Origin of the sequence: Serratia sp. JSRIV006 (assembly GCF_019968685.1) — a bacterium.
Taxonomy (GTDB): Bacteria; Pseudomonadota; Gammaproteobacteria; order Enterobacterales; family Enterobacteriaceae; genus Chania; species Chania fonticola_B.
Genome location: NZ_CP074137.1, coordinates 624,966 through 649,200 on the forward strand (window position 1 = coordinate 624,966; position 24,235 = coordinate 649,200).

Below are 24,235 nucleotides of genomic sequence, written 5' to 3' on the forward strand. Positions count from 1 at the left end.
GCACTATATATGGGTGTGGTGCCGCTTTTTTTGACGTGGGTCAAAGAATGGGGGGAGCAGTTTGAACGCTGTACAGTTACCCGTTACAGGAATATTTGTAACCCTTGCTATCAGCGGCTTGAATGGAAAATGTCGATTATCTGAAAGATCGTTAAAGCGTGATTGCGATCGCATCATGCCGATTAGCGGCGAAAATGCGCCAGTAAAAAATCGACCCAGACGCGCACCCGTGGCGGCAGATCTGCCGAGGCATAGTAAAGCCAGATTTGCGTGGGTTTAGGCCAGTGATCTGGCAGCACCGGTAGCAATGTTCCCTGGGCAAAGTGCTGTTCCACATACCAGCGCGATAGGCAAGCAATGCCCAGCCCGGCCAGCGCGGAATCTAGCAACATCTCCGGGCTGCTGGCCGTCAGGCGGCCATGCAAATCCAGCGTTTTGTGTGCCAGAGGCCACTTTACATTACGCCCGGTGGCCGGATTGCGGTGCAGCAGGCAGCTATGTTGCAGCAGATCTTCCGGCACCTGCGGTGTGCCATGTTGGGCAAGGTAACCGGGGGCAGCGACCAATAGCATCTGCATCGGGTAGAGCGGGCGTGCTACCAGCCGGCTATCGGGATCGACCTGGCTGCCGATGCCCACATCAAAACCTTCACCGACCAGGTTCACCACGCGTGCATCCAGTGACAGATCCAGATCGATCATCGGGTAGCGTTGTAAAAACTCAGGGATCAGCGGCATCAGTACCTGGCGGCCAAAGCCTGGGATCATGCTGACGCGCACGCTACCGGCGGGGGGGAGTTGTGTGCCTCCTGCCAGCTCTAACGTGGCGGTCAGCGCTTGCCATAGCGGTGCTACCTGTTCCAGCAGGGCTTTGCCTTCGTCAGTCAGCACCACGCTGTGAGTGTTACGTTGGAACAGCCGCAGCGCCAGCTTCTCTTCCAGCACGCGGATATTCTTGCTGATCGCCGCTGGCGTCACGCCCAACTGGCGTGCAGCGGCGGAGAAGTTCTCTGTTTGAGCAGCGCTGAGAAACGCCGGTAACAGGCGGTGCACGTCAATGGGCAGCGACATAGTGGTTGATACTTTAGGTTGAAGTTAATGTGACTGTTTACAGACTACACCGGAAACGGAGGAAATGAAAAAATGGCTTACTTTCGATAAACAAGGATTTCCCCATGTCGCGTATTTTAGTGTTGGCCGCCCACCGTTTCCCCGACGAATCCCGCATCAATAAGGCGCTGATCGAGGCGCTGCGTCCTTTACCTAACGTCACCGTGCATGAACTGATGCGCGTTTACCCGGACTACCAGATTGATGTGGCCCGCGAGCAGGAACTGCTGCAAGCGCACGATGTGGTAGTGATGCTGTTTCCGTTTTATTGGTACAGCTCACCGGCGATCCTCAGCGAATGGCAGGATGCGGTATTAACCCACGGTTTCGCCTATGGTAGCGAAGGTAATCAGCTGCAGGGTAAGCCTTTGCAACTGGTGGTTAGCACCGGGGGCAACGCGCAGGCCTATTCACCGGCTGGCTATAACCGCTATCCGGTAGCCGACCTGCTGCGGCCGTTTAACGCCGTCGCCAATCTGACCGGTATGGATTATTTGCCGCCGCATCTGGTGCAGGGCGTATTTGATATGAGCGATGAGAAGCTGGCAGAGGAAGCGGCGGAAGTAGTGAAGCTGGTGAAAAGTTTTTAAGTTCGGGGACATCCTGAACACTTAACACCGAAGTTTGCTGTTCGGTGTTAAGTGTGGCAACTGTTTGATAACCCGTCTCCCTGTGGGAGGGGACCGATCGAGCGTGTTTGCTGAGGTTATCGCTTTACTACCAAACGAGCAGGGGCTATCAGCTCCCTCTCCCTTTGGGAGAGATACCGTCTTGTCGGCTATCCGGCAAGCGGTATTTCCGCATTAAATGTCTTTCCTGATTTCACCACACCATAGGCCAGTTGCAGCAACTTTCGCATCGCCGCACACACTCTTTCTTTGCCCGACTTCCCACGCAACTTCAGCCTTTCTGTTAAGTCTTTAACCACAACATTGTATTGGCCTGCCGCTACCGCGGGCATGTATAACGCACTTCGCAGCTCACCGTGCCCCACTTTCGATAACCGGCTTTTCCCTTTAAACATCCCCGACTCACATCGCTGTGGATTCAGTCCTGCGTACGCTACCAGGGCCTTGCTGCTGGTGAACCGACGCAGGTTTCCTGCGAAGGCCAGCAGGCTGGAGCTCAGCATCTCTCCCACTCCAGGGATACTTTTTAGCAACTCGCTGTCCCGTTTCAGGTCAGGGTTATCATCGATGTGCTGACTGATTTTCTTTTTCGTTTCTCGTATCAGTTCATCCAACGTGGCGATGTGCTCATTGAGTGAAGGGACGATGACTGCTTCGGCCACCTCCAGGCGATTTTCTTCCATCTGACGCATCTCTTCCAGGTTCTTAAGATGCCTGACCAACGCGGTCAACTGGCGCTCGCTCAACGGGGCTGGGAACCACGGGGCAGGCTGATGCAGTGCGCAGTAGCGGGCTATCATCGCTGCATCGCTTTTGTCCGTTTTGTTCCGGGCCAGTTCTGTATTGCCGAAGGAATGGATACACGCCGGGTTCATCAGACTGACGTGGTAGTTGTTGTCTGCCAGATAAGTGGCCAGTTCCGTGCTGTAGCTCCCGGTGGCTTCCATACAGACATGACAGTCGCCAAAGCGGCTCAACCAGGCTGCGAACTCGCGGCATCCAGAAGGGGTATTGGCAAACTTTTTGGTTTTATACTTCTGATTGTCCAGCAGTACGGCGACATCAAATTTGTGTTTAGCGATATCAACGCCGACAGGGGTTCTACGCATTATGGCACTCCATAACCATGTCTGAAATTTATCGCCGGACCATCCTTATATGTAGGTGCTCATAGGCACAGGATACCGTTCGGTCTACAAGGCGACAGGGAAATAGACAGCCGGGGCACAATCTCTCCCACGGGCTCATAGGCACTAGGGTTAGGGGGAGCTCACCGGCTATCTCCCGATGATCAGTCGGGGATCTTCTCCGCTAAGGCGGAGAAGATCAAGACATAAGGGTTGGGGTGAGGGCCGTATTACAGAATACCCGCGCCGATTGGGAACAGAGGATCGACAGAATCGTGCGCCACGTCCTCTTTCTGATCCAGCACCGCCTGCCAGCTGGATGGCAGCTCAAACGGTAACTTACCCTGTGCCTTGCTCTTGCCGGTGATCACATCCAGCACCGCCTCATCGGATGCGCCAAAGTTGGCCAGCAGTACGTCGGTTTTATCCACGATGTTGGTCAGGATCGCCGGACGATCGAGGTAAACGGAAATCACCGTTGGCAGGTTGAGCGCCTTCACCTGTTTGATCAGTCTATAGTCTTCACTGCCGCTGTAAGTGCCAGCTTTCTCATCCAGCACCACGGTTTCGGCATCGTCAAAGCCCAGCTGACCAAAGTTGACCGAAACGCCAAACGGGTAGTGCGGATCGTTCTGATGCGGCGTATCTACTCGCAGGATGGCGATCTCCGCCTCTTGCGGCGTAGCGACGACTTCCAACCCATAGCGTGCCGCCACGGTAGCGTTGACGTTATGCAGGAACACCTTTTTGCCGCTCAGCGCCAATGGCAGCAGGGAATTATTATTCTGCAACAGGATCTGCGCACGGCGCTGTGCGTCATCCCCTTGCTGTTGGAATTCCGCGTTGCCGACGATTTTCACCGCTTTGGCTTCGTCCACGTAAGGTTTCTCAAACAGCCCCAGCTCAAACTTCTGCTGCAAAATACGTGTGACGGAAGCATCGATGGTGGCGATCGGCAGCTGTTGCTGGTTGATGGCTTCTATCAGATCGCTAGGATCGCTGGTACCGCCGAACTGATCGATGCCGGCTTCCACCGCTTTCACTACGCGTTCCTGGCGGGTGAGATTCTCAACGCCCCACGACATGCCGATCCCGGCAGCCCAAGGTGAGACTCCGGCGGCGATGTCGGCATCGCTGATGCCGGTGGCGCATTTACCTTCGCAGCTTTCCAGGATGCCCCAGTCACTCAGCACTACGCCGGTGAAGCCAAAGCGGCCACGCAGCATCTCGGTTAACACCTGCTTATTAAAGCCAAAGCCTACTTCTTCAATCAGCTGATCCTTGTACCACAGGTTGATCGGTTGGCCGTAATAGGGCATCACCGAGGCCACATTGGCGGCAAATGCCCCTTCGAACGGGACCAGATGGTATTCCAGATTGTCCCCCGGATAGACCTGCTCTTTACCAAAGATATTATGCGGATCCAACCCGCCAAGCTGTGGACCGCCACCGGCAAAGTGTTTTACTACGGTGATGACGCTGTCTTGGGTCAGGCCTTTGTCACCATGCTGGAAGCCTTCGATATAGGCTTGCACTTGGCGTTTGGCGAGTTGGTTATCCTCGCCGAAGGTACCGTTGATGCGGCCCCAGCGCGGTTCGGTGGCAAGGTCGGCCTGCGGTGATAACGCCATATGGATCCCAACGGCCCGATACTCCTGACGGGCGATATCACCAAAGGTTTTGGACAGTGCCGTATCATCGATTGCCGCCAGGCCGAGCGGCTCTGGCCATTGTGAGAAACTGCCTGCCGCGACGCTGGTGGCATTCGGATCGTTAACGAAGTGGTTGCGTGGGTCGGTACTGATGGTCACTGGAATACCGAGGCGAGACTTCTCGGCCATTTCCTGCAGCGCATTGTTATCGGCGGAAATATGCTGTGGATCGCCCGCCATGCGGGTAATGAAGGTGTTGACGAAGCGTTGGTTCACGTCTTCTTCGGCGGCGCTGATATCGACGCGGCCAGCACCATCGAGGCCAATGGTACCATGCATCATGGCACCGGCTTTTTCTTCCACGTTCATGCGGGCGGTCAAATCGCGGGCGCGGGTGGCGCTATCAAGACGCCAGTCTTCATAAGGGTCTAGCTGGCCGTTTTTATTCAGATCTTTAAATTTCAGCCCATCGACGGTAAGCGTGGGAATATTTCTGCTCTCCAGCTCCGCCTGCTTACTCGGAGTAATCTGGGTGTCATTATTGTCACAGCCGGTCAATCCGGCGGCGAATAAACCACTGACTATAAATATCGACTTCCTTTTGATGGTCATAAAGAGTGCTCCATTTCACGAGAGGTAAAAAAGGCCGATGGGAAAAATCAGTCTGGTGGTTTAATTAAAATGCTTATATTTATTATTGAGTTATGTTTTTAATCTGGTTTTTACCTATTATTGCATGTTTTTTTTACAGCGTGAAATAAATCTATTTACAATTTGGGATATCCTTCACATTTTAATCTTGGATACAGATCTTTTTACGCCTGAAATAGCGTAATAATGATTTGGGAAGAAATATAGGGGAGTTAAGTGTAATTGTGCCGGGTGACTTATTTATACGGGGAATAATAAAGGTCAATTACTCAGTGTTAAATATATGATTCAACGGCAGGGCGTTGCGGTTAGATCCGCTGCCTTTTGGCCTCTGCCTGGCGCTGAGTAACAGAGGAAGTGTTCTCAGCGCCAATTTCATTGTTCAAGCCCTGCAAAATCATTATTTTTCAAACGATTATGTATAGGTTGTAGCAAACAACTCCCGGTGGCCAATCAGGACTCCAGCAGCCACCAACTTGCTTCGAAAGGCCGCAAAACTCCGGCCCGTGGCTGCTCTGCAGCATCCATATAGTTGCTTATCAGCGGTCGCCACAGTTCAGAAAACTCAACGCCGGCGGCATCCCATGCCAACGGTTCGCGGCTCAGGTTCGCAACGACCAGCAACCGTTGCCCATTCCAACTCCGTTGATAACACCACAATGCCGGGTGAGCCGGGGCCAGATCCTGATAGTCGCCGCGAGTCAGCAGCGGATACTGCTTGCGCAGGGCGATCAGATGGCGATAAGCGTAAAACACCGAATCCCGATCGGCCAGTGCTGCCGTGGCATTAATCTGCGGGTAGTTCTCTGCACAGGCAATCCAAGGCGTACCGGTGGTGAAGCCAGCGTGGGCTGTTGCGTCCCACTGCATCGGCGTGCGACCATTGTCCCGTGATTTGCTGGCCAGAATAGCCAACAGTTCATCTTCGTTTCTTCCCTGAGCCAGCAGTTCGGCGTACATATTCAGGCTTTCCACATCGCGATAGCTTTCGATTTGCTGGAAGCCCGGATTGGTCATGCCGATCTCTTCACCCTGATAGATATACGGCGTGCCCTGCATACCGTGCAGCACCATTGCCAGCATCTTGGCTGCGGTGACTCGCAGTTCGCCCTCGTCGCCAAAGCGCGAAACGATGCGCGGCTGGTCGTGATTGCACCAGAACAAAGCGTTCCAGGCGCGGTTATGCATGCCTTGCTGCCAGTGGTGGAAAATCTGCTTCAACTCGACGTAATCCGGCGCGGCCAGCGTCCATTTCTGCCCATTGGCATAGTCTACTTTCAGATGGTGGAAGTTGAAGGTCATCGACAGCTCGGCACCGCTTTGCGCCGCATACTGTTGGCAATGCTCCAGCGAGGTTGAAGACATCTCGCCCACGGTCATCAGGCCGCGTGGCTGGAACACGTCGCGGCTCATCTCCTGCAAAAACTCGTGAATGCGCGGGCCGTCGGTGTAGAAACGGCGGCCATCGCCCTGGCTATCGCTTGGGAAGTCCTGCTGCTTGGACACCAGGTTGATTACGTCAAGGCGCAGCCCATCCACGCCTTTATCTGCCCAGAACTGGCACACTTTCTTCAGCTCTTCGCGCACCGGCGGGTGTTCCCAGTTCAGGTCGGCCTGCTCGGTAGCAAACAGGTGCAGGTAATATTGGCCGCTGTCGGCATGCCATTGCCAGGCGTTACCGCCAAACTTGGAACGCCAGTTGTTGGGCAGGGCGTCACCTTCGCCATCGCGCCAGATGTAGAACTGGCGTAGCGGGCTGGCAGGATCCTGCGAAGCCTTAAACCACGGATGCTCGGTGGAGGTGTGGTTAAACACCATATCCATCACGATACGGATGCTGCGCTGGTGGGCCTGTGCCACCAGGTGTTCGAAGTCGGCCATGGTGCCGTAGGCCGGATCGATGGCGCAGTAATCGGCGACGTCGTAGCCATTATCGACCTGGGGCGAGACATAGACCGGCGTCAGCCAAATGGCATCGACGCCCAGTTCCTGCAAGTAGTCCAGCCGTTGTGTCACCCCAGCCAGATCGCCATAGCCGTTACCGGTGCTGTCCTGGAAGCTCTTCGGATAGATTTGATAAATAACGCCGTTCTGCCACCAAGGGATGATATTGCTCATAAAAAAATACCTTTCAGTTTAAACCGGCAACTCGCCGCGGCTGGCTTTGCGTTTGTAAACCATCATGGTCAACAGCAGCGGGATCACCACGGCCACCAGGATGGCTACCGAGTAGATCAGCCAGAACTGCGGTTGGATAGACAGGATGCCCGGCAGGCCGCCCACGCCGATGCCGTTAGCCATCACGCCGGTCAGGCCACAAATCAAGCCTGCGAAGGCGGAGCCGATCATCGCGCACAGCATAGGGAAGCGATATTTCAGGTTGATACCGTACATGGCCGGTTCGGTAACGCCGAGATAGGCGGAGATAGCGGCCGGTACGGAAATTTCACGTTCGTTGGCCTTGCGGCTGACGATGATGATGCCCAGCACCGCCGAGGCTTGCGCGATATTGGACAGGGCAATCAGTGGCCAGACTGGCGTGCCGCCCATGCTTTGGATCATCTGCATATCGATGGCCAGCGTGGTCTGATGCACCCCGGTGATCACCAACGGTGCATACAGGAAGCCAAACAGTGCCGCGCCGATTGGGGCAAAACTACCGGTCATCACCCACTTCACCGCCCAGGCTACGCCATCACCGATCATGCGGCCAAACGGACCGATCAGCGTGTGTGCCAAGAACACGGCCAGCAGCAGAGAAACTACCGGTACCACCACCAGATACAGATAATCCGGCACGATCTTTTTCAGACGGGTTTCGATCCAGCCCAGCGCCATACCGGCGAGGATCGACGGGATCACCTGCGCCTGATAGCCCACTTTCTCAATGGTGAACCAGCCAAAGTTCCACACTTCCGGCACTTGCTGGCCGAGCAGGTAGGAGTTCATCAGCTGTGGGGAGACCAGGGTGATCCCCATCACGATGCCTAGCACCGGGGTACCGCCCATCTTCTTCACCGTTGACCAACAGATGGCCACCGGCAGGAACATAAAGATGGCCTCGCCCAAGAGCCACAGGAAGTCGTAAATGGTTTTCCAGGCGGGGTGCATCTGGGCCAGCGTTTGGCCGCCGGACATCGGGATATCGCCGATCACGTTGCGGAAACCCAGGATCAAACCGCCGCTGATCAGGGCTGGCAGCAGCGGGAAGAAGATCTCGGCGAAGTGGGAGATGCCACGTTCAAACCAGGTCATATTCTGGCGGGCGGCCAGCTTGGCCTGTTCTTTATCGGCTTCGTTGATGCCGGTGGCAGCGATTAACGCCTGATAGTAATCACCGACTTCGGGGCCGATCACCACCTGGAACTGCCCGGCGTTGGTGAAGCAGCCTTTGACCATGCGCAACTGCTCAATCTCTTTCGGCTTGGCCTTGGCGGGATCGTTAAGGACGAAACGCAGGCGGGTAATGCAGTGGCTGACGGTGGCGATATTCTCGCGGCCACCCACCAGCACGATCAGGCGATCGATGTCCTGCTGCTGAACTTTGCTCATTATGGCACCTTTGTTATCAGTGAGGCTCAGAGGTATTGATGTTTTTAAGCTTAGTCACTTGGCCGTGGTTATTAAATGGGAACGTTCCCAACTTGCGGTAAGGATCACAAAACGAACAAGAAAGCCTCAGGTAGCGTCACAACGAATGCTGGCTACGATACGAAGGGGGCGCCGCATGGTGCGCCCGTTGTCAGGCAAGTTTGCAGGGGATAATGATTTGGCGGATGCTCAGTTCACCACTCAACTGGCCCAGCAGTTGAAGGGCCGCCTGCTGCCCAGCGGTGCCATAACCTAATTCAACGGAAAATGTCTCTGGGAACAAGAAGTTGAGCATCGGAGTGTTACCGATGGCGCACACCTGGATCGGCGTAATCTGTTGCTGTTGCAGGTACTTCATCGCACCTAGCGCGATGGTATCGGAGGCGCACACCAGCGCGGTGGTTTGCGGTTCAATCACGTTGGCGGCCTGTTGGAAGCCGCTCTGATAGCTCAGTTCTCCCAGCGCCACGACCGGTGAGATCTTCTGTTCGCGACAGGTATCCAGATAGGCCTGATGACGACGCATCCCGGTGGTGGCATCGGACTCCTGTACGCCAAGGTAGCTGATATGGCTATGACCCTGCTTGCGTAAGCGCTGCATCAGCAGTTTCACGGCTCCTTCATCGTCATAACAAACGGAGGAGATCCCCGGATATTCGCGGGCGACTACCACCATCTTTTCCTGCCATGGTTTGAGCATGTCAGCGGTCAGGCCGGTAAAGCCGAACAGGATCACGCCATCGACGTTGCGCTGGCGCAGTACGTTGAGGTGCTCCTCTACCAGCCGGGTTTCAAACTGGCTTTCCATCACGATCGGATCGAAGCCCTGCTGATACAGCAGCGGCAGCATGGTGCGCACGGCCTGATTTTCCGAAGGGGAATCCAGACGGGAAACGATAATGGCGACCACTTTGTCGCTCTGGCCGCGCATGGCTCGCGCCGATTTTGATGGGGTAAACCCCTGGCTGCGGATCACCGACTCCACCCGTTCACGGGTTTGCGGGCTTACGCTGCCTTCGTTATTCATCACGCGTGAGACGGTAGACTTGCCTACCCCGCTCAGGCGGGCGATATCCTTGATTGTCAGCCGGTTTTGCATGGTTTACTTATCGTTTAGGTTATGAGGCTTAAACTTACAACATCCCACTTATGCTCGCTACCATAGCGTATTTTAACGCGCGGATCTTGGTGCGCAGCCCATAGTGTTGCAAAACGGAATGGCCGCCTTTGCCGTTCCCACTTTTTCTTTGACCTGAGGTAAATCCCTGAATGGATCCTGATCCGAGCCCCGACACTACTCATTCGGTTCCCCGGTAAAACCTCTCCGCTCTGCGTTGCTGTTTTACCGGTTTAGGTAAGCAGCGGCACTTGTTCGATAGTTCGCCTCTGTTGTGATTGAAAATCAGTGATCTGCTCCGGCGGAGGATTTTTGGCGCGTCCGAAAATCAAGCCAGCGAGCCGATCCGCCGTTCACCCACTGCCGTGAGGCGCTGGGCAATGAGGTGCGAACGATGAAATTAAAACAAATCCCCCGTCGGCTGCTGGGTCTACTCAGCCGCAATTTGCCACGCCGTCTGGTGCGGCGTGATGCGCTGTTGGAAAGCGTCAGTGGATCGGCGCAAGAGTTGCCTGCCGGTTTGGCGCAACAACGTCTGGAATGTGCCGCCGCCAGCGCGATGCAACTGTATGAGCGTTTCAACAGCCACCCGGAAGGCATCACCGAGCAGGAAGCAGAAACCGCCCGCGGCCAGTTTGGTAGCAACACCATCGAAAACCAGCTTGCTGAAAGTTGGTGGAAGCATTTGTGGCACTGCTACAGCAACCCGTTCAATCTGCTGCTGACCGTACTGGGGCTGATTTCCTACGCCACCGAAGATCTGATTGCCGCGCTGGTGATTGGGCTGATGGTGCTGATCTCCACGTTACTGCATTTTATCCAGGAAGCCCGCTCCAACAAGGCGGCGGACGCGCTGAAGGCTATGGTCAGCAACACCGCAACGGTGTACCGCAGCGATGCGCATACCGGTAAAAGTGAACATAGCGAACTGCCGATCTCACAGTTGGTGCCGGGCGATATCATCAAGCTATCGGCTGGGGATATGATCCCGGCGGATCTGCGGTTGTTGTCTGCCAAGGATCTGTTTATCAGCCAGGCAGCGTTGACCGGTGAGTCACTGCCGGTAGAAAAAGTGGCAGATCCCCGTAGCCAGGTGAGCGATCCGTTGGAGTGCCAAAACCTGTGCTTCATGGGCACCAACGTCGTTAGCGGTACCGCGCTGGCCATGGTGATCGGCACCGGCAGCGAAACCTACTTCGGCCAGTTGGCACAGCGGGTGACCAGCCAGGATGAGCAGCCCAACGCCTTCCAGGCCGGTATCAGCAAAGTAAGCTGGCTGTTGATCCGCTTCATGCTGGTGATGACGCCGATCGTGCTGCTGATTAACGGCTTTACCAAAGGCGACTGGTGGGAAGCGGCGCTGTTTGCGCTCTCGGTGGCCGTGGGGCTGACGCCGGAAATGCTGCCGATGATCGTCACCTCTACTTTGGCGAAAGGGGCGGTCAAGCTGTCGCGCCAGAAGGTGATCGTCAAACGTCTGGACGCGATCCAGAACTTTGGCGCGATGGATATACTGTGCACCGATAAAACCGGCACGCTGACTCAGGACAAAATTGTGCTGGAGCGCCATACCGACGTGTTTGGTGCTAACAGCGAGCGGGTGCTGCGCTACGCCTGGCTGAATAGCTTCTACCAGACCGGGCTGAAAAACCTGCTGGATGTGGCGGTGCTGACCTGTGCCGACGAAAGCCAGCAGCCGGACGCGTTGCAGCATTACCGCAAAGTGGACGAGATCCCGTTCGATTTCGAACGTCGCCGCATGTCGGTAGTCGTTGCCAAAGAGGCGCAATACCACGAGCTAATCTGTAAGGGCGCACTGGAAGAGATGCTGTCGATCTGTAGCCACGTGCGGCAGGGAGATGAAGTGATCCCGCTCAGTGAAGCGCTGCTGGCGCGTATCCGCCGTGTTACCAACGAGCTGAACCAGCAAGGGCTGCGCGTGGTGGCGGTGGCCAACAAGATCCTGCCAGCGACGGATCATGAGTATGGCGTGGCGGATGAATCGGATCTGATCCTCGAAGGCTATATCGCCTTCCTCGATCCGCCGAAGGAGAGCACCGCACCGGCGTTGGCTGCGCTGAAAAAGAATGGTGTAACCGTCAAAATCCTCACCGGCGACAACGAACTGGTCGCCGCCAAGGTGTGTAAGGACGTGGGGCTGGATGCGGAGCATATCCTGCGTGGCAGCGAGATCGAACTGATGGATGACGCCACGCTGGTCGCCGCGGCGGCGCGTACCACGGTGTTTGCCAAGCTGACGCCGCTGCACAAAGAGCGCATCGTCCAACTGCTGCGTAAGCAGGGCCACGTGGTGGGCTTTATGGGTGACGGTATCAACGATGCCCCGGCACTGCGTGCAGCGGATATCGGTATTTCGGTAGATTCTGCAGTGGATATCGCCAAGGAAGCGGCAGATATCATCCTGTTGGAAAAAAGCCTGATGGTGCTGGAGCAGGGGGTGATCGAAGGCCGCCGCACCTTTGCCAACATGCTGAAATACATCAAGATGACGGCCAGCTCCAACTTCGGTAACGTCTTCAGCGTGCTGATCGCCAGCGCCTTTTTACCCTTCCTGCCGATGTTGCCGCTGCATCTGTTGATCCAGAACCTGCTGTACGATATTTCGCAGATTGCCATCCCGTTCGATAACGTCGATGACGATCAGATCACCAAGCCACAGCGTTGGAACTCTGGCGATCTGGGGCGCTTTATGGTGTTCTTTGGGCCGATCAGCTCGATCTTTGACGTGCTGACCTTTGCCCTGATGTGGTACGTGTTCCAGGCCAATACGCCGGAAATGCAGACGCTGTTCCAGTCCGGCTGGTTTGTGGAAGGACTGCTGTCGCAGACGCTGATCGTCCATATGATCCGTACGCGCAAAATTCCGTTTATCCAGAGCCGCCCATCCTGGCCGCTGTGCGTGATGACGTTGGCGGTGATCGCCGTCGGTATCGGCCTGACCTTCTCGCCGCTGGCGGGCTTCCTGCAGCTGCAGGCGTTGCCGCTGAGCTATTTCCCTTGGCTGGTGCTGATCCTGGCGGGTTACATGGTGCTGACCCAGTGCGTGAAAGGCTGGTTTGTCCGCCGGTATGGCTGGCAGTAATTTTGCTGGTGGTGAGGTGAGGAGGGAAATCTCCTCACCACCAAATCAATTTGTGATCCATCGCACCGTTTTGCCCCTGCGGTTGGACATCTCCCTCCGGCTCAGTCTTTATCTACTTCCTTGGCTAGATTGATTTTTCCTCTGAGGAATTTCCGATGCACAAACCCTTCAGTTATACGCTACTGGCTTCTTCGCTGTTATTTTCCCTTAATGCGCTGGCTAAACCGGCTGGCGATCTGCCGCTGATGCCCTGGCCGCAGCAGGTTGAGTTAGCTCAGCCGCAAGGCAATCTGGTGCTGGATTACCGCTTATCGTTCAACGTTCAGGGCGATGACTTGAGCGAAGCGCAGGCTCGCTGGCGCGATCGCCTTGAACGGCAAACCGGTTGGACGTTGGCCCCACAGGGCGAGAAAAACCAGACGGCAACGATCAACATCATCATCAAACATCAGGTTGCGGCACAGCCGTTACCGGATAGCGATGAGAGCTACCAGCTCAAGGTGACATCGCAGGGCGCGACGCTGACGGCCAACACTCGCTTCGGTGCGCTACGCGGCATGGAAACGCTGCTGCAACTGGTGCAGACCGACGGTGAAAACACTTTCATGCCGCAGGTGTTTATTACCGACGTCCCGCGTTTCCCTTGGCGCGGCGTGCTGCTGGATTCGGCGCGCCATTTCCTGCCGGTCGAGGATATTCTGCGCCAGCTTGATGGCATGGCGGCCGCTAAACTCAACGTATTCCACTGGCATCTAACCGACGATCAGGGCTGGCGCTTTGCTTCCGAGCACTATCCAAAGCTACAGCAACTAGCCAGTGACGGCCATTTCTACACCCGTGAACAGATGCAGCAGGTAGTCGCCTATGCCACGGCGCGGGGTATCCGGGTGGTGCCAGAAATCGATCTTCCGGGCCATGCTTCTACCATTGCCGTTGCCTACCCAGAGCTGCTCAGCGCGCCGGGGCCGTATCAGATGGAACGCCACTGGGGTGTCCACAAGCCCACGCTCGATCCTTCGAACGACCAGGTTTATCAGTTTGTCGACAGCATCATCGGCGAATTGGTGGCGATCTTCCCCGATCCTTACTTGCATATCGGTGGGGATGAGGTGGATGCCACCCAGTGGAAAGAGTCCAAAACCATCCAGGCGTTTATGCAGCAGAACCAGCTGGCGGATGCCCATGCGCTGCAGGCTTTCTTCAACCAGAAGCTGGAAAAGATCCTCGAAAAGCATCAGCGCCGCATGGTGGGTTGGGATGAGATTTACCATCCGACCTTGCCGCGCACCATCGTGATCCAATCCTGGCGTGGGCCAGATTCGCTAGGGGCCAGCGCCCAGGATGGCTATCAAGGCATTCTCTCCACCGGTTTCTATCTCGATCAGCCGCACAGCACCGCCTACCACTATCGCAATGAAATTTTGCCGCAGCCGCTGGGGGTAGATACCAACGTGCAGGCGGGGGAGCAGGCGCAGAGCTGGCAGTTCAGCATGCCGCGTTTCAAGGGGAGCCCGGTGGAAGGCACCTTCACGCTGATCGAAGGCAAGCAGGGATGGCGTGGCTTTATCGATTTCAAAGACAAATCGCGCCGTGCTGTACGGGATATCGAGTGGCGTACGCCAGAACAGGTGACCTTCCGCATTGATACCTGGATGGGTGACACGCGTCCGGTATTTACTTTGCAGCAGGACCAATTGAGCGGTTACACGCTGGTGGGCAACGTGCGCTACCCAACCAGCGGCAGTAAATTGACGACGATCCCGGCGGGCGTGATGCCTGTGGTGCCGGATGAGCAGCATCAGGCCAATATTCTGGGGGGCGAAGCCGCCTTCTGGGCGGAAAACATCCGCGCACCGGTGCTCGATCTCAAGCTGTGGCCAAGAACCTTTGCCGTAGCGGAACGTATGTGGTCGGCCAAGGATGTGACCAACGAGGACAATATGTACCAACGCCTGGCGGCGATAGATGCCTGGTCGGTGGTGTCTGTTGGCCTGCAACAGCACGCTGAAACGGCGCGCGAGTTTACCCGCTTAGCTAACAGCGTCGATATCACCCCATTGCAGGTCTTGGCCGAAGCGGTGGAGCCGGGGCAGTATTACACCCGTCAGCACCTGAAGTTCAAGGCAGGTAATTACCATCAATTTGAGCCGCTGAACCGCTTTGCCGATGCCATCCCACCGGAAAGTGCGGCGGTACGCGATCTCGATCAGCAGGTGGCGTTGTTGCTCAAAGACAAGAACCATCGGGCAGCGGCGGAGGCGATCCGTGAACGTCTGCAACGCTGGCAACGTAACGGTGCACCGGTGAAGCAGGTGATAGCCGGTAACGTGGTGATGAAGGATTTGGCACCGGTGGTACAGGATGTCAGCGCGTTGGCCGATCTGGGCTTGATGCTGTTGGAACGCTATCAGCAAGGGAAGCCTTTGAGTAAAGACGAGGCGGAACAGGCTCAGCAACAGTTGGGTGCGGCAGCACAGATCCGGGATGAAGTGGTGATTGCGGCGGTGTACCCGCTGGAAACGCTGTTGCGCGCCGTAAAGGTGCAATAATCCTGACAGGGGATGGCCGCTATTGCCGTCCCCGTTGCTTTCCTTGGTGAGAGTTTTATCGTTATCAAGCTTCAGCTTGAAAGGTGAAGGATATCGCTCTACTTTATTGATTGACGATAAATAGCAGGCAGATTATGACAGCTAAAAAAATAGAAACCGCCCTGGTCACCGCTGGCCGTAAGCCTCGATTCACCCAAGGATCGGTCAACCCGGTGATCCAACGCGCCTCTTCCTTAACCTTTGATACGGTGCAGGCCAAAAAGTTTGCCACCGCCAACCGTGCTAAAGGTGAGCTATTCTACGGGCGTCGCGGCACCCTGACGCATTTCTCATTCCAGGACGCGATGGCCGAGCTGGAAGGCGGGGTAGGCTGCTCGCTTTACCCTTGTGGGGCGGCGGCTGTCACTAATGCTATCCTGGCGTTTGTTGCCAGTGGCGACCATATCCTGATGACCGGAGCCGCCTATGAGCCGACGCAGGATTTCTGCAACAAGATCCTGAGCAAGCTGGGCGTGGCAACCACCTATTATGACCCGCTGATCGGTGCCGGGATTGCCGAGCTGATCCAGTCCAATACCAAAGTGCTGTTCCTGGAGTCCCCAAGCTCTATCACCATGGAAGTCCAGGACGTACCGGCGATGGTGAAGGCAGCTCGGGCCGTGAACCCAGATATCGTCATCATGATTGATAACACCTGGGCGGCGGGCATTCTGTTCAAGGCGCTGGATTTTGACGTGGATATCTCTATTCAGGCCGGAACCAAATACATCATTGGCCATTCCGACGCCATGTTGGGTACCGCCGTGTCGAACGCTCGTTGCTGGGACCAACTGCGTGAAAACTCCTACCTGATGGGGCAAATGGCCGACGCGGATACCGCCTATAACGGTAGCCGTGGCCTGAGAACGCTGGGTGTCCGCCTCAAGCAACATGAGATCAGCAGTATCGCCATTGCCGAATGGTTGGCGGCACGGCCGGAGGTGGAGCGGGTCAACCATCCGGCGCTGCCTTCTTGTAAAGGGCATGAATTCTTCCAGCGGGATTTCAGCGGTAGCTGCGGGTTATTCTCTTTTGTGCTGAAAGCACGGCTGACCAATGAGCAGGTTGCCCACTATCTGGACCATTTTGAGCACTTCAGCATGGCCTATTCGTGGGGCGGGTTTGAATCGCTGATCCTGGCCAACCAGCCGGAAGAATTGAACGAGATCCGCCCGGCGGCCAAGGTGGACTTTAGCGGCACATTAGTGCGTGTTCATATCGGTTTTGAGAATATTGACGACCTGATCGCCGATCTGGAAGCGGGCTTTGCGCGTCTGAAGTGACCCCTCACCCTAACCCTCACCCACAGGGAGAGGGGACCGACCGAGTGTGTTTGAAATTGTAGTGACTTACCTTGGCTCTGCTGGGCGCTATTACCTCTTTACTTCCAAAAGAGCAGAGGCTATCAGCTCCCTCTCCTTGGGGAAATGCAGAGGGGACTGTACATGCCACAGATTGACTATGATCGGTTTACATGTCACAGACTAACTCCCGCACCTGATAACAGCACTGAACTGGCTCCCTCTCCTTGGGGAGAGGGTTGGGGTGAGGGAGAATTCACCATGGCCAAACCAGAACATTTCAATCATCTTTCCCACACCGATTAGCGGCATTTAAACTGGCCAGGAATTTCTATTGAGAGAGGAAAGCCCCAGGTGTAGGGTAGCTTCACCTATCATCAATATGGCTTCAATGACAAGGATCCGTCATGTTGCAGAAAATCGTGCTGCTGTGCCTCGGGTTAGCCGCCAGCGTACTGGCGCAGGCCGATTGCACACCGCAATCGCTTGAACGCCTCAACCAAGACACCAGAAGTGCACTGACAGAGCTACAGGCCGTCAAGGAAGATGGGGAAGAGGGCGGTGATACTGCCGTTTCCGCCATTGCCCGCGAACAACTCCATAAGTACAAGGATGCCCTGGTGAAGGGGATCGATGGCCATCTCAGTTGCAGCCCCATAGACAGCGATGACGCCTCACTTCAGCAAGCGCTGTTGCCCATGGTCGCTTTGCCAGTACAAGCGCCGGAATCGAACTTCTATGGCTCAGAGCCAGGTTTTGAAGTCACCCGCCAGCCTGAATTCCCCGATATTGTGCTGATCCGCAGTGGTTTCGCAATTCCTTGCGGCGACGACAACGTGCTGCTGGCCTATCAGCGGCGCGAGGGGAAATGGAGCCGCATTCTGCGCTGGCAAAGCGATGACTATCAGAAGATTTCGGGGGCCTTTGGCGACAACTTTACCTACCACCTGATCCCTTCCCCACAGCCAGCCACAACGCCCAGAATGGTAGTGGCACAGGGTACGCCTTGGTGCACGTCTCGGTGGAGCGTGTTTCAGCTCAACTTGATTGAATTGGCAACGCAGAATGCGGAACAGCGCACGTTATTCCACACCCAGGAAGATTATGTCCGTTTTACGGACGACGACACGCCGGCCCTACGTGTTAAAACTACTCCGCAAGGGTTTGAAGTGCGGGCAGAGGTAGGCATGTTGGATTCGGACGTGATGACGCGCCAAGGAATCTTCCGCTATCGCATCAATGGCGAGCGGGTAGAGCGCATTCAACCGGCGGCCATGAACGGGCGCGATTTTGTGGATGAATGGCTACAGGTTGACGACGAGACGGCGAACCGCTGGAGTATGCCACAGGCCGCCAGCGCATTGGCAGAACAACACCAGTTGTTGAAAAACCGCTATGGCAACTACGGAGCGGTACGGTTATGCAAGGGTAAGCCGGAGCGTTATCAGGTCGAAATGCTGTTTAGCGCACGCGATGCATCCCGCTCAAAACCTGCGGTTGCGGAGCAACAGGCCTATTTTATTATTCAGCCGATTGTCGGCGGTTTTATGATGGAGGCCGTTTCCGCGCAGGCCGATCCTGAATGCGCTAGCCGGGATATTATGGTGAGTCAGTAACCGCGAAATAAAACGGCCAGCAAAGGCTGGCCGCGTTCGATCGCACCGGGTTGCCGATTAACGGCGAACGGCGATGGCTTCGATCTCGATTTTCACGTCTTTTGGCAAACGTGCCACTTCAACGCAAGAACGCGCTGGGAACGAGGCGTTGTGCTCGGTGAAGAACGCTTCATAGGCCGCGTTAACGGTAGCGAAGTCGTTGAGGTCTTTGACGAAAACGGTAGTTTTAACGATGTCGCCCACTTTCAGGCCTGCGGCTTCCACGATCGCCTTCACGTTGGCCAATGACTGGCGCGCCTGAGCGGCAACGTCATCGGGTACGGCACCGGTTTTCGGATCGACCGGGATCTGGCCGGAGGTGATGATCATGCTGCCCAGGTCAACGCCCTGCACGTAAGGACCAATGGCGGCTGGCGCGAGTTCAGTGCTGATATTACGTGACATTTTTTCTCCTGATATCCTGTTGTTGTTCAAACGGCGAGTCGGCCCGCCGTAAACTCACATGGACGCAGCATGCAGCGCCCCTACGACGCACCATTATAAAGGGTGCCCGCCAGATTGACAGCGCCACCCCCCAATTTTAGTCCGTCTGTAACACCACCTGATGATCGAACTCTTTCTCGCAGTAACGGCACTTCAGGTGCACTTCCCCAGCATGGGATTTGACGCTGAAACTGGAGGCCACCGGCTCGCTACGGCTGATGCAGTTGCTGTTCGGGCAGGTCAGTACGCCGTCGATATGATCCGGCAGGCTGAGCGTCAGCTTGCGCACCACTTCATAGTTATCGATACGGTTGACCGTAGCCTTGGGCGCGTACATCGCCAGCTGGTTGGCCTGCTGCTCGGTCAGGAAGGTGTTCTCGATCTTGATCAAATCCTTGCGGCCCAGCTCTTTGGAGGGCAGGTTCAGGCCGATGGTGATGCGCTGATCGGTGGCGGTCAGTTTGAACAGCGAGAGCAGCTTAAAGCCGATTTGCGCCGGAATATGGTCGATTACCGTGCCGCACTTGATCGCTTCAACCTGGAGTTTGTTATCGTGAGTCATGACGGTTCCCCCTTAAAGAGCCAATTCTGCGTTTAAAACCAGTGCCAACAGCGCCTGACGGGCGTAAATACCGTTGCCTGCCTGTTGGAAATAGTGGGCATACGGTGTCTTGTCCACCTCAATGGCAATCTCGTCGATGCGCGGCAGCGGATGCAGCACCTTCATGTTGTCCCGGGCTCCGGCCAAGTCAGACGCACGCAGGATGAACTGCGCCTTCACGTTGGCGTATTCGGAAGGATCCAGGCGCTCTTTCTGCACGCGGGTCATATACAGAATATCCAGTTCCGGCACCACTTCTTCAATGCTGTTGTGGCGGCTGTAGGAGATGCCTTTTTCGTCCAGCATCTTCAGGATATAGCTCGGCATTGCCAGGGCGTCTGGCGCGATGAAGAAGAAGTGGTTCCCTTCATATTTTGCCAGCGCCTGGGTGAGTGAATGCACGGTGCGGCCATATTTCAGGTCGCCGACCATGGCGATATTGATATTGCTCAGGCGGCCCTGGGTTTCCTGGATGGTGAACAGATCCAGCAGCGTTTGGGTTGGGTGCTGGTTCGAGCCGTCACCGGCATTCAACACCGGGATACCGCCAGAGAATTCAGCGGCCAGACGGGAAGCGCCTTCCTGCGGATGACGCATCACAATGGCATCAACGTAGGTGCTGATCACCGAGATGGTATCGGCCAGCGTTTCGCCCTTTTTGCCGAGGGAGGTGTTGCTGCTGTCGGAGAAGCCGACCACCGAAGCCCCCAGGCGCTGGATGGCGGTCTCAAACGACAGGCGGGTACGCGTAGACGCTTCAAAGAAGCAACTGGCGATCACCAGGTGTTTGAGCAGCTCCGGCTGCGGGTTAGCTTTCAGGCTGGCGGCGGTGCTGAGCACCAGCTCCAGATCTTCACGGCTGAGATCGTTAATAGAGATGATGTTCTTGCGATACAGCGGATTGGCCATGTTCACTCTCCTCGACTCTTGCCCTTGGCGCGGGGCTTTTCAATGTAATAGCAATGCTTTGGACAAAAAAAAGCCCCTCAACGAGGGGCTTTAAATGATGGTTCATGCAACAGGGGAAATAACGGCAGCTGCCCGCCGATTGGCTGGCGGTTTTGTCGAGTGTGGCGAACAAAACAAAGCTCGTTTTTCATGCTTTCTCCTGGCAAATTGTCGCGCATTATACTCGCGCTTTTTTTCTCTGCAAGGGTAAAAACACCACTTTTTGCGATTTCGCAATCGATTGGCTTGGCGATTAGCGCTGCGAGTAGAACTTGGTGTCTGATTGTTTGGCCATGTTGCCGCTAGCGCTTAATCATGCATATGCTCACCGGCCTGTAAGGCAGCCCGGTCGTAATGCTGCACGATGTGGCCGTTTTCCATCAGGGCGGCGCGTTCGGACATATGGGCTATCACGTCGCCGTCGTGACTGACCAGCAGATAGGTCATGCCATGCTCGCGTTTGAGATGGTTGAGCAGGTTGAGGATCTCAGCCTGTACTGACATATCCAGCGCCGAGGTGGGCTCATCCAACAGCAGAAGCTTAGGCCGCAGCAGCAAGGCACGGGCGATAGCAACGCGCTGGCGCTGGCCACCGGAAAGCTGGTGGGGATAACGCTGTGCCGTGGCCTCGCTCAGCCCTACCTGCCGCAAGGCTTCGTCGATCCGCGCCGCAATGTGTTTTTCACCGTGGATCTTCAACGGTTCACCCAGCGTACGGGCAATCTGATGCTGCGGATGTAACGAAGCGTAGGGATCCTGGAACACCATCTGCACGTCGCGGCGTAATTGGCCAGTGAACCGTTGCTGTGGTTGCAGAGGCTGGCCGAGCAAGCGAACTTCTCCGCGCCATTCACGTTGCAAACCGGCCAGCACGCGCAGCACGGTAGATTTGCCGCAGCCTGAAGCCCCAATCAGGCTGAAGGTTTCCCCCGCCTCAACGCCAAAGCTGACCGACTCCACAGCGATCTTATGGCCGTTGCCCTGTGGGAAGCTGACCTGCAAATTTTCAATTTCAATCAGCGCCATGTTCACTCCGGGTAAAATCGATGCTGCGATCCAGCACCGGCAGATCCTGGCCGTAGGTGCTGGCATTGGGGCGGCAGGCCCACAGCGTGCGAGTGTAAGGATGAGTGGCTAGTGGCAGGTTGGCCGCGATCCCCTGATCCACCAGCTTGCCCTGATACATCACCAATACCCGGTCGCAGCGCTCGGCCACCAGCGGCAGATCGTGGCTGATCAGCAACAGCCCCATGTTACGCCGCGTGGTTTGTTCGACGATCAGATCGAGGATCTGATTACGCAATCTGGCATCCAGCGCCGAGGTTGGCTCATCGGCAATCAGCAGTTGCGGATCGTTGACCAGCGCAATCGCCAACATGGCACGTTGCCCCATGCCGCCGGAAAGCTGGCCGGGGTAGCTGTGATAAAGGCTCTCCGGTAAGCCGACGGCGGCCAGTGAGTTCAGCACCCGCTCATGGCGATCGGCCCGGGTTAGTGCGTTATGCAGCACCAGGGATTCTTCGATCTGCTTCCCGATACTGCGCACCGGATTCAATGCGTAGCGCGGATCTTGCAGCACCATGGCAATTTTGGCGCCGCGTACTTCGTTCCATTGGCGTGGTTGAAGCTTCAGTAAATCGGTCTCGCGATAGTGCAGTTTATCGGCGGTGACGATGCCCGGCTTACGCACCAGCCCCATCAGGGCGCGGGCGGTCATGGATTTGCCAGAGCCGGATTCCCCCACCAGCGCCACTTTCTCCCGGCCAATGCTGAAAGAGAGGTTATCCACTACCTTGTGGCCGTTAAATTCGATACTCAGGTTCTGTGCTGTCAGCAGTGGTTCAGTCATGATGCGGATCCAGTAAGTCGCGCAGGCCGTCGCCCAGCAGGTTAAACGCCAGGCTGCTGATCAGGATCGCACCGCCAGGGATCGCGGCGATCCACCACTGATCGAAGATCACTTGCATCCCGTCGGCTACCATCGATCCCCATTCCGCCATCGGCGGTCGTGCACCCAGCCCCAGGAACCCCAGACCGGCAGCGGCCAGAATAATCCCCGCCAGATCCAAAGCCAGGCGAACGACGGCAGAGGGCAGGCACATGGGCAGAATATGGCCCCACAGCAGGCGCGGGCCCTGAATACCCATCATCTCGGCGGCGGCCAGGTAGTCGCTTTTACGCAGCAGTTGGATCTCGGCTCTGGCCTGGCGAGCATAGGCGGGCCAGGTGGTGAGCGCCAACGCCAACGCACCGTTGACCAGCCCAGGGCCGAGCATCGCCACAAAGGCGAAGGCCAGGATCAGTCGTGGCATCGACATCACTACGTCGGTAAAACGCATCAGCACGCGCTCCAGCCAGCCGCCGTAATAGCCGGATAGCACGCCAATCAGCAGGCCGAGCGGCAGGGTGATGGCCGTGACCAACAGCACTAGCCCAAGGGTTGGTCGGGTGCCGTAGATCAGGCGGGAAAGGACGTCGCGGCCATAGCTGTCGGTGCCGAGCCAATGGCCCGCTCCCGGCGGTAATAGGCGGTTGGCGGCGTTTTGCCAGTTGGGATCGACCGGTGCCAACCAAGGTGCGAACAGCGCTATCAGCACCAGTACCAGCAGAATGGTGGCTCCGCAGGTGGCGGAGGGCGAACGTTTAAGTAGCGTCATAGTCATTGGCGCGCCCTCGGATCAAGCAGGCGCACCAGCAGGTCAGTGAAATTGTTGATAATCACAAAGCACAGGCCGATCAGCAGCGTACCACCCATGATGGCGGTGGTGTCCCCGGCAAACAGCGCGGTGGTCAGATAGCGGCCAATGCCCGGCCAGGAGAACACGGTTTCGGTCAGAACCGCGCCCTCCAGCATGCTGGTATAGGCAAGAGCGATTACCGTCAGCAGGGTGCCGCTGATGTTGGGCAGCACGTGGCGGAACATGATGCGCATCTCGCTGGCCCCTTTGGCGCGTGCCAGGGTGATGTACTCTTTATTTAGTTCGCTCAGGCAGGCGGAACGGGTCAGGCGGGTAATGCTGGCTAACGAATAATAAGCCAGCAGGCAGACTGGCAGCACCAGATGTGCCAACGCATTGCGCACGGCCCCCGCATCGCCGGAAAGCCAGGTATCCATCAGCGCGAAGCCGGTTTTGGCCTCGACGGTGTATTGGTAGATATCGTCCAACCGCCCCGGTCCGGCGCTCCACTGTAGCTTGGCGTAGAACAGCAACAGCATCAGCAGCCCCAGCCAGAAGATGGGCACCGAGTTGCCGAGCAGGGTAATAAAGCGCACGCCGATATCCAGCTTGCTGCCAGCAAAACGGGCACACAAGATGCCAGCCAGCACACCGAGCGGGGCACCAATCACCAGCGAGAGCGTGGCCAGTTCCAGCGTGGCCGGGAAGGCATGCAGCAGATCCTGCAACACCGGTTGGCCGGTGGCGCTGGCGGTGCCGAGATCGCCATGGGCCAGCCGTTCCAGATAGTGCCAGAACTGCACCGGCAAAGAGCGATCCAGACCAAGCTGCTGTTTTACCTGCTCATAGGTGGCCGCGCTGGCGTGATCGCCGACGATCTGCAACACGCGATCCACCGGCGACAGGGCAGACAGTAAGAAGGTGATCAACAACAGGCCGAACAGGGTCAGCGCCAGCGTGAGCAGCCCCTGCGCCAATCCCCAAAGACGACGCCGGGCATTGCTTCCCAGCGTGGATTTTATTGCTACCGACATGGCAATC

The 24,235-nt window shown here is 56.5% G+C and carries 18 protein-coding genes; 5 read left to right on the forward strand and 13 right to left on the reverse strand.

From position 1 onward, the window contains the following. Positions 1 to 182: 182 nt before the first annotated feature. Positions 183 to 1,070: a LysR family transcriptional regulator gene (locus tag KGP16_RS02895; RefSeq protein WP_037376526.1), complete on the reverse strand. Its 888-nt coding sequence runs from the start codon at positions 1,068 to 1,070 to the stop codon at positions 183 to 185. Between the two features lie 104 nt (positions 1,071 to 1,174). Between KGP16_RS02895 and KGP16_RS02900 the strand changes: the two genes are divergently transcribed. Further along, positions 1,175 to 1,699: an NAD(P)H-dependent oxidoreductase gene (locus tag KGP16_RS02900; protein ID WP_223500793.1), complete on the forward strand. Its 525-nt coding sequence runs from the start codon at positions 1,175 to 1,177 to the stop codon at positions 1,697 to 1,699. A 188-nt stretch (positions 1,700 to 1,887) separates the two neighbouring features. Here KGP16_RS02900 and KGP16_RS02905 read toward each other — a convergent pair whose 3' ends face one another. The 5 genes from KGP16_RS02905 to treR form a co-directional block, all read right to left on the reverse strand. Further along, positions 1,888 to 2,847 carry an IS110 family transposase gene (locus tag KGP16_RS02905; RefSeq protein ID WP_223500794.1) on the reverse strand — a complete coding sequence of 320 codons (960 nt, stop codon included), beginning with the start codon at positions 2,845 to 2,847 and terminating at the stop codon, positions 1,888 to 1,890. A gap of 248 nt (positions 2,848 to 3,095) precedes the next feature. Then, positions 3,096 to 5,129, reverse strand: coding sequence for a glycoside hydrolase family 3 N-terminal domain-containing protein (locus KGP16_RS02910; protein ID WP_223500795.1), 2,034 nt, complete (start codon positions 5,127 to 5,129; stop codon positions 3,096 to 3,098). Between the two features lie 492 nt (positions 5,130 to 5,621). Next, positions 5,622 to 7,286 carry an alpha,alpha-phosphotrehalase gene (treC, locus tag KGP16_RS02915; protein WP_223500796.1) on the reverse strand — a complete coding sequence of 555 codons (1,665 nt, stop codon included), beginning with the start codon at positions 7,284 to 7,286 and terminating at the stop codon, positions 5,622 to 5,624. 18 nt (positions 7,287 to 7,304) lie between these two features. Next, positions 7,305 to 8,720 (reverse strand): PTS trehalose transporter subunit IIBC, encoded by a 1,416-nt coding sequence (treB, locus tag KGP16_RS02920; protein ID WP_021179093.1) that lies wholly within the window; start codon positions 8,718 to 8,720, stop codon positions 7,305 to 7,307. A 190-nt stretch (positions 8,721 to 8,910) separates the two neighbouring features. Then, positions 8,911 to 9,858: a trehalose operon repressor TreR gene (gene treR, locus KGP16_RS02925; RefSeq protein ID WP_223500797.1), complete on the reverse strand. Its 948-nt coding sequence runs from the start codon at positions 9,856 to 9,858 to the stop codon at positions 8,911 to 8,913. 412 nt (positions 9,859 to 10,270) lie between these two features. On the opposite strand from treR, the gene mgtA reads away from it, so the two are divergent. From mgtA to KGP16_RS02945, 4 genes are all read left to right on the forward strand, one after another. After that, on the forward strand, positions 10,271 to 12,979 hold the full coding sequence (mgtA, locus tag KGP16_RS02930; RefSeq protein ID WP_223500798.1) for a magnesium-translocating P-type ATPase: 2,709 nt from the start codon (positions 10,271 to 10,273) through the stop codon (positions 12,977 to 12,979). A 155-nt stretch (positions 12,980 to 13,134) separates the two neighbouring features. After that, positions 13,135 to 15,528 carry a beta-N-acetylhexosaminidase gene (locus tag KGP16_RS02935; RefSeq protein WP_223500799.1) on the forward strand — a complete coding sequence of 798 codons (2,394 nt, stop codon included), beginning with the start codon at positions 13,135 to 13,137 and terminating at the stop codon, positions 15,526 to 15,528. 134 nt (positions 15,529 to 15,662) lie between these two features. Continuing rightward, positions 15,663 to 16,850, forward strand: a complete 1,188-nt coding sequence (gene metC / locus KGP16_RS02940; protein WP_223500800.1) for a cystathionine beta-lyase — start codon at positions 15,663 to 15,665, stop codon at positions 16,848 to 16,850. 425 nt (positions 16,851 to 17,275) lie between these two features. Next, on the forward strand, positions 17,276 to 18,484 hold the full coding sequence (locus KGP16_RS02945) for a hypothetical protein (RefSeq protein ID WP_223500801.1): 1,209 nt from the start codon (positions 17,276 to 17,278) through the stop codon (positions 18,482 to 18,484). Positions 18,485 to 18,541: 57 nt separating this feature from the next. Here the strand turns inward: KGP16_RS02945 and ridA are convergent, their stop codons facing one another. The 7 genes from ridA to KGP16_RS02980 all read right to left on the reverse strand — a co-directional run bounded on the left by ridA (position 18,542) and on the right by KGP16_RS02980 (position 24,228). Beyond that, complete coding sequence (gene ridA / locus KGP16_RS02950; RefSeq protein WP_021179099.1) at positions 18,542 to 18,928, reverse strand: 2-iminobutanoate/2-iminopropanoate deaminase; 387 nt, start codon at positions 18,926 to 18,928, stop codon at positions 18,542 to 18,544. Positions 18,929 to 19,064: 136 nt separating this feature from the next. Then, on the reverse strand, positions 19,065 to 19,529 hold the full coding sequence (gene pyrI / locus KGP16_RS02955; RefSeq protein WP_021807800.1) for an aspartate carbamoyltransferase regulatory subunit: 465 nt from the start codon (positions 19,527 to 19,529) through the stop codon (positions 19,065 to 19,067). 12 nt (positions 19,530 to 19,541) lie between these two features. Further along, on the reverse strand, positions 19,542 to 20,477 hold the full coding sequence (pyrB, locus tag KGP16_RS02960; RefSeq protein ID WP_021179101.1) for an aspartate carbamoyltransferase: 936 nt from the start codon (positions 20,475 to 20,477) through the stop codon (positions 19,542 to 19,544). A gap of 348 nt (positions 20,478 to 20,825) precedes the next feature. After that, complete coding sequence (locus tag KGP16_RS02965; protein ID WP_179249384.1) at positions 20,826 to 21,542, reverse strand: ABC transporter ATP-binding protein; 717 nt, start codon at positions 21,540 to 21,542, stop codon at positions 20,826 to 20,828. After that, the gene (locus KGP16_RS02970) at positions 21,529 to 22,365 is read right to left on the reverse strand and encodes an ABC transporter ATP-binding protein (protein WP_021807802.1); all 837 of its coding nucleotides are present in this window, start codon (positions 22,363 to 22,365) and stop codon (positions 21,529 to 21,531) included. Before KGP16_RS02970 ends, KGP16_RS02965 begins: the two co-directional genes overlap by 14 nt. Next, a complete protein-coding gene (locus KGP16_RS02975; RefSeq protein WP_021807803.1) occupies positions 22,358 to 23,179 on the reverse strand; it encodes an ABC transporter permease in 822 nt (273 codons plus the stop codon). The genes KGP16_RS02970 and KGP16_RS02975 overlap by 8 nt, the downstream gene beginning before the upstream one ends. Further along, the gene (locus KGP16_RS02980) at positions 23,176 to 24,228 is read right to left on the reverse strand and encodes an ABC transporter permease (RefSeq protein ID WP_223500803.1); all 1,053 of its coding nucleotides are present in this window, start codon (positions 24,226 to 24,228) and stop codon (positions 23,176 to 23,178) included. Before KGP16_RS02980 ends, KGP16_RS02975 begins: the two co-directional genes overlap by 4 nt. Between the last annotated feature and the right edge of the window lie 7 nt (positions 24,229 to 24,235).

What these genes read in the sequence shown, in the direction of transcription:
- KGP16_RS02910 (WP_223500795.1), bottom strand. Translation starts at nt 5,129, where the DNA reads ATGACCATCAAAAGGAAGTCGATATTTATAGTCAGTGGTTTATTCGCC.
- KGP16_RS02980 (WP_223500803.1), bottom strand. Translation starts at nt 24,228, where the DNA reads ATGTCGGTAGCAATAAAATCCACGCTGGGAAGCAATGCCCGGCGTCGT.
- mgtA (WP_223500798.1), top strand. Translation starts at nt 10,271, where the DNA reads ATGAAATTAAAACAAATCCCCCGTCGGCTGCTGGGTCTACTCAGCCGC.
- KGP16_RS02905 (WP_223500794.1), bottom strand. Translation starts at nt 2,847, where the DNA reads ATGCGTAGAACCCCTGTCGGCGTTGATATCGCTAAACACAAATTTGAT.
- KGP16_RS02900 (WP_223500793.1), top strand. Translation starts at nt 1,175, where the DNA reads ATGTCGCGTATTTTAGTGTTGGCCGCCCACCGTTTCCCCGACGAATCC.
- KGP16_RS02935 (WP_223500799.1), top strand. Translation starts at nt 13,135, where the DNA reads ATGCACAAACCCTTCAGTTATACGCTACTGGCTTCTTCGCTGTTATTT.
- treR (WP_223500797.1), bottom strand. Translation starts at nt 9,858, where the DNA reads ATGCAAAACCGGCTGACAATCAAGGATATCGCCCGCCTGAGCGGGGTA.
- treB (WP_021179093.1), bottom strand. Translation starts at nt 8,720, where the DNA reads ATGAGCAAAGTTCAGCAGCAGGACATCGATCGCCTGATCGTGCTGGTG.
- KGP16_RS02945 (WP_223500801.1), top strand. Translation starts at nt 17,276, where the DNA reads ATGTTGCAGAAAATCGTGCTGCTGTGCCTCGGGTTAGCCGCCAGCGTA.
- KGP16_RS02965 (WP_179249384.1), bottom strand. Translation starts at nt 21,542, where the DNA reads ATGGCGCTGATTGAAATTGAAAATTTGCAGGTCAGCTTCCCACAGGGC.
- KGP16_RS02895 (WP_037376526.1), bottom strand. Translation starts at nt 1,070, where the DNA reads ATGTCGCTGCCCATTGACGTGCACCGCCTGTTACCGGCGTTTCTCAGC.
- KGP16_RS02970 (WP_021807802.1), bottom strand. Translation starts at nt 22,365, where the DNA reads ATGACTGAACCACTGCTGACAGCACAGAACCTGAGTATCGAATTTAAC.
- pyrB (WP_021179101.1), bottom strand. Translation starts at nt 20,477, where the DNA reads ATGGCCAATCCGCTGTATCGCAAGAACATCATCTCTATTAACGATCTC.
- pyrI (WP_021807800.1), bottom strand. Translation starts at nt 19,529, where the DNA reads ATGACTCACGATAACAAACTCCAGGTTGAAGCGATCAAGTGCGGCACG.
- KGP16_RS02975 (WP_021807803.1), bottom strand. Translation starts at nt 23,179, where the DNA reads ATGACTATGACGCTACTTAAACGTTCGCCCTCCGCCACCTGCGGAGCC.
- treC (WP_223500796.1), bottom strand. Translation starts at nt 7,286, where the DNA reads ATGAGCAATATCATCCCTTGGTGGCAGAACGGCGTTATTTATCAAATC.
- ridA (WP_021179099.1), bottom strand. Translation starts at nt 18,928, where the DNA reads ATGTCACGTAATATCAGCACTGAACTCGCGCCAGCCGCCATTGGTCCT.
- metC (WP_223500800.1), top strand. Translation starts at nt 15,663, where the DNA reads ATGACAGCTAAAAAAATAGAAACCGCCCTGGTCACCGCTGGCCGTAAG.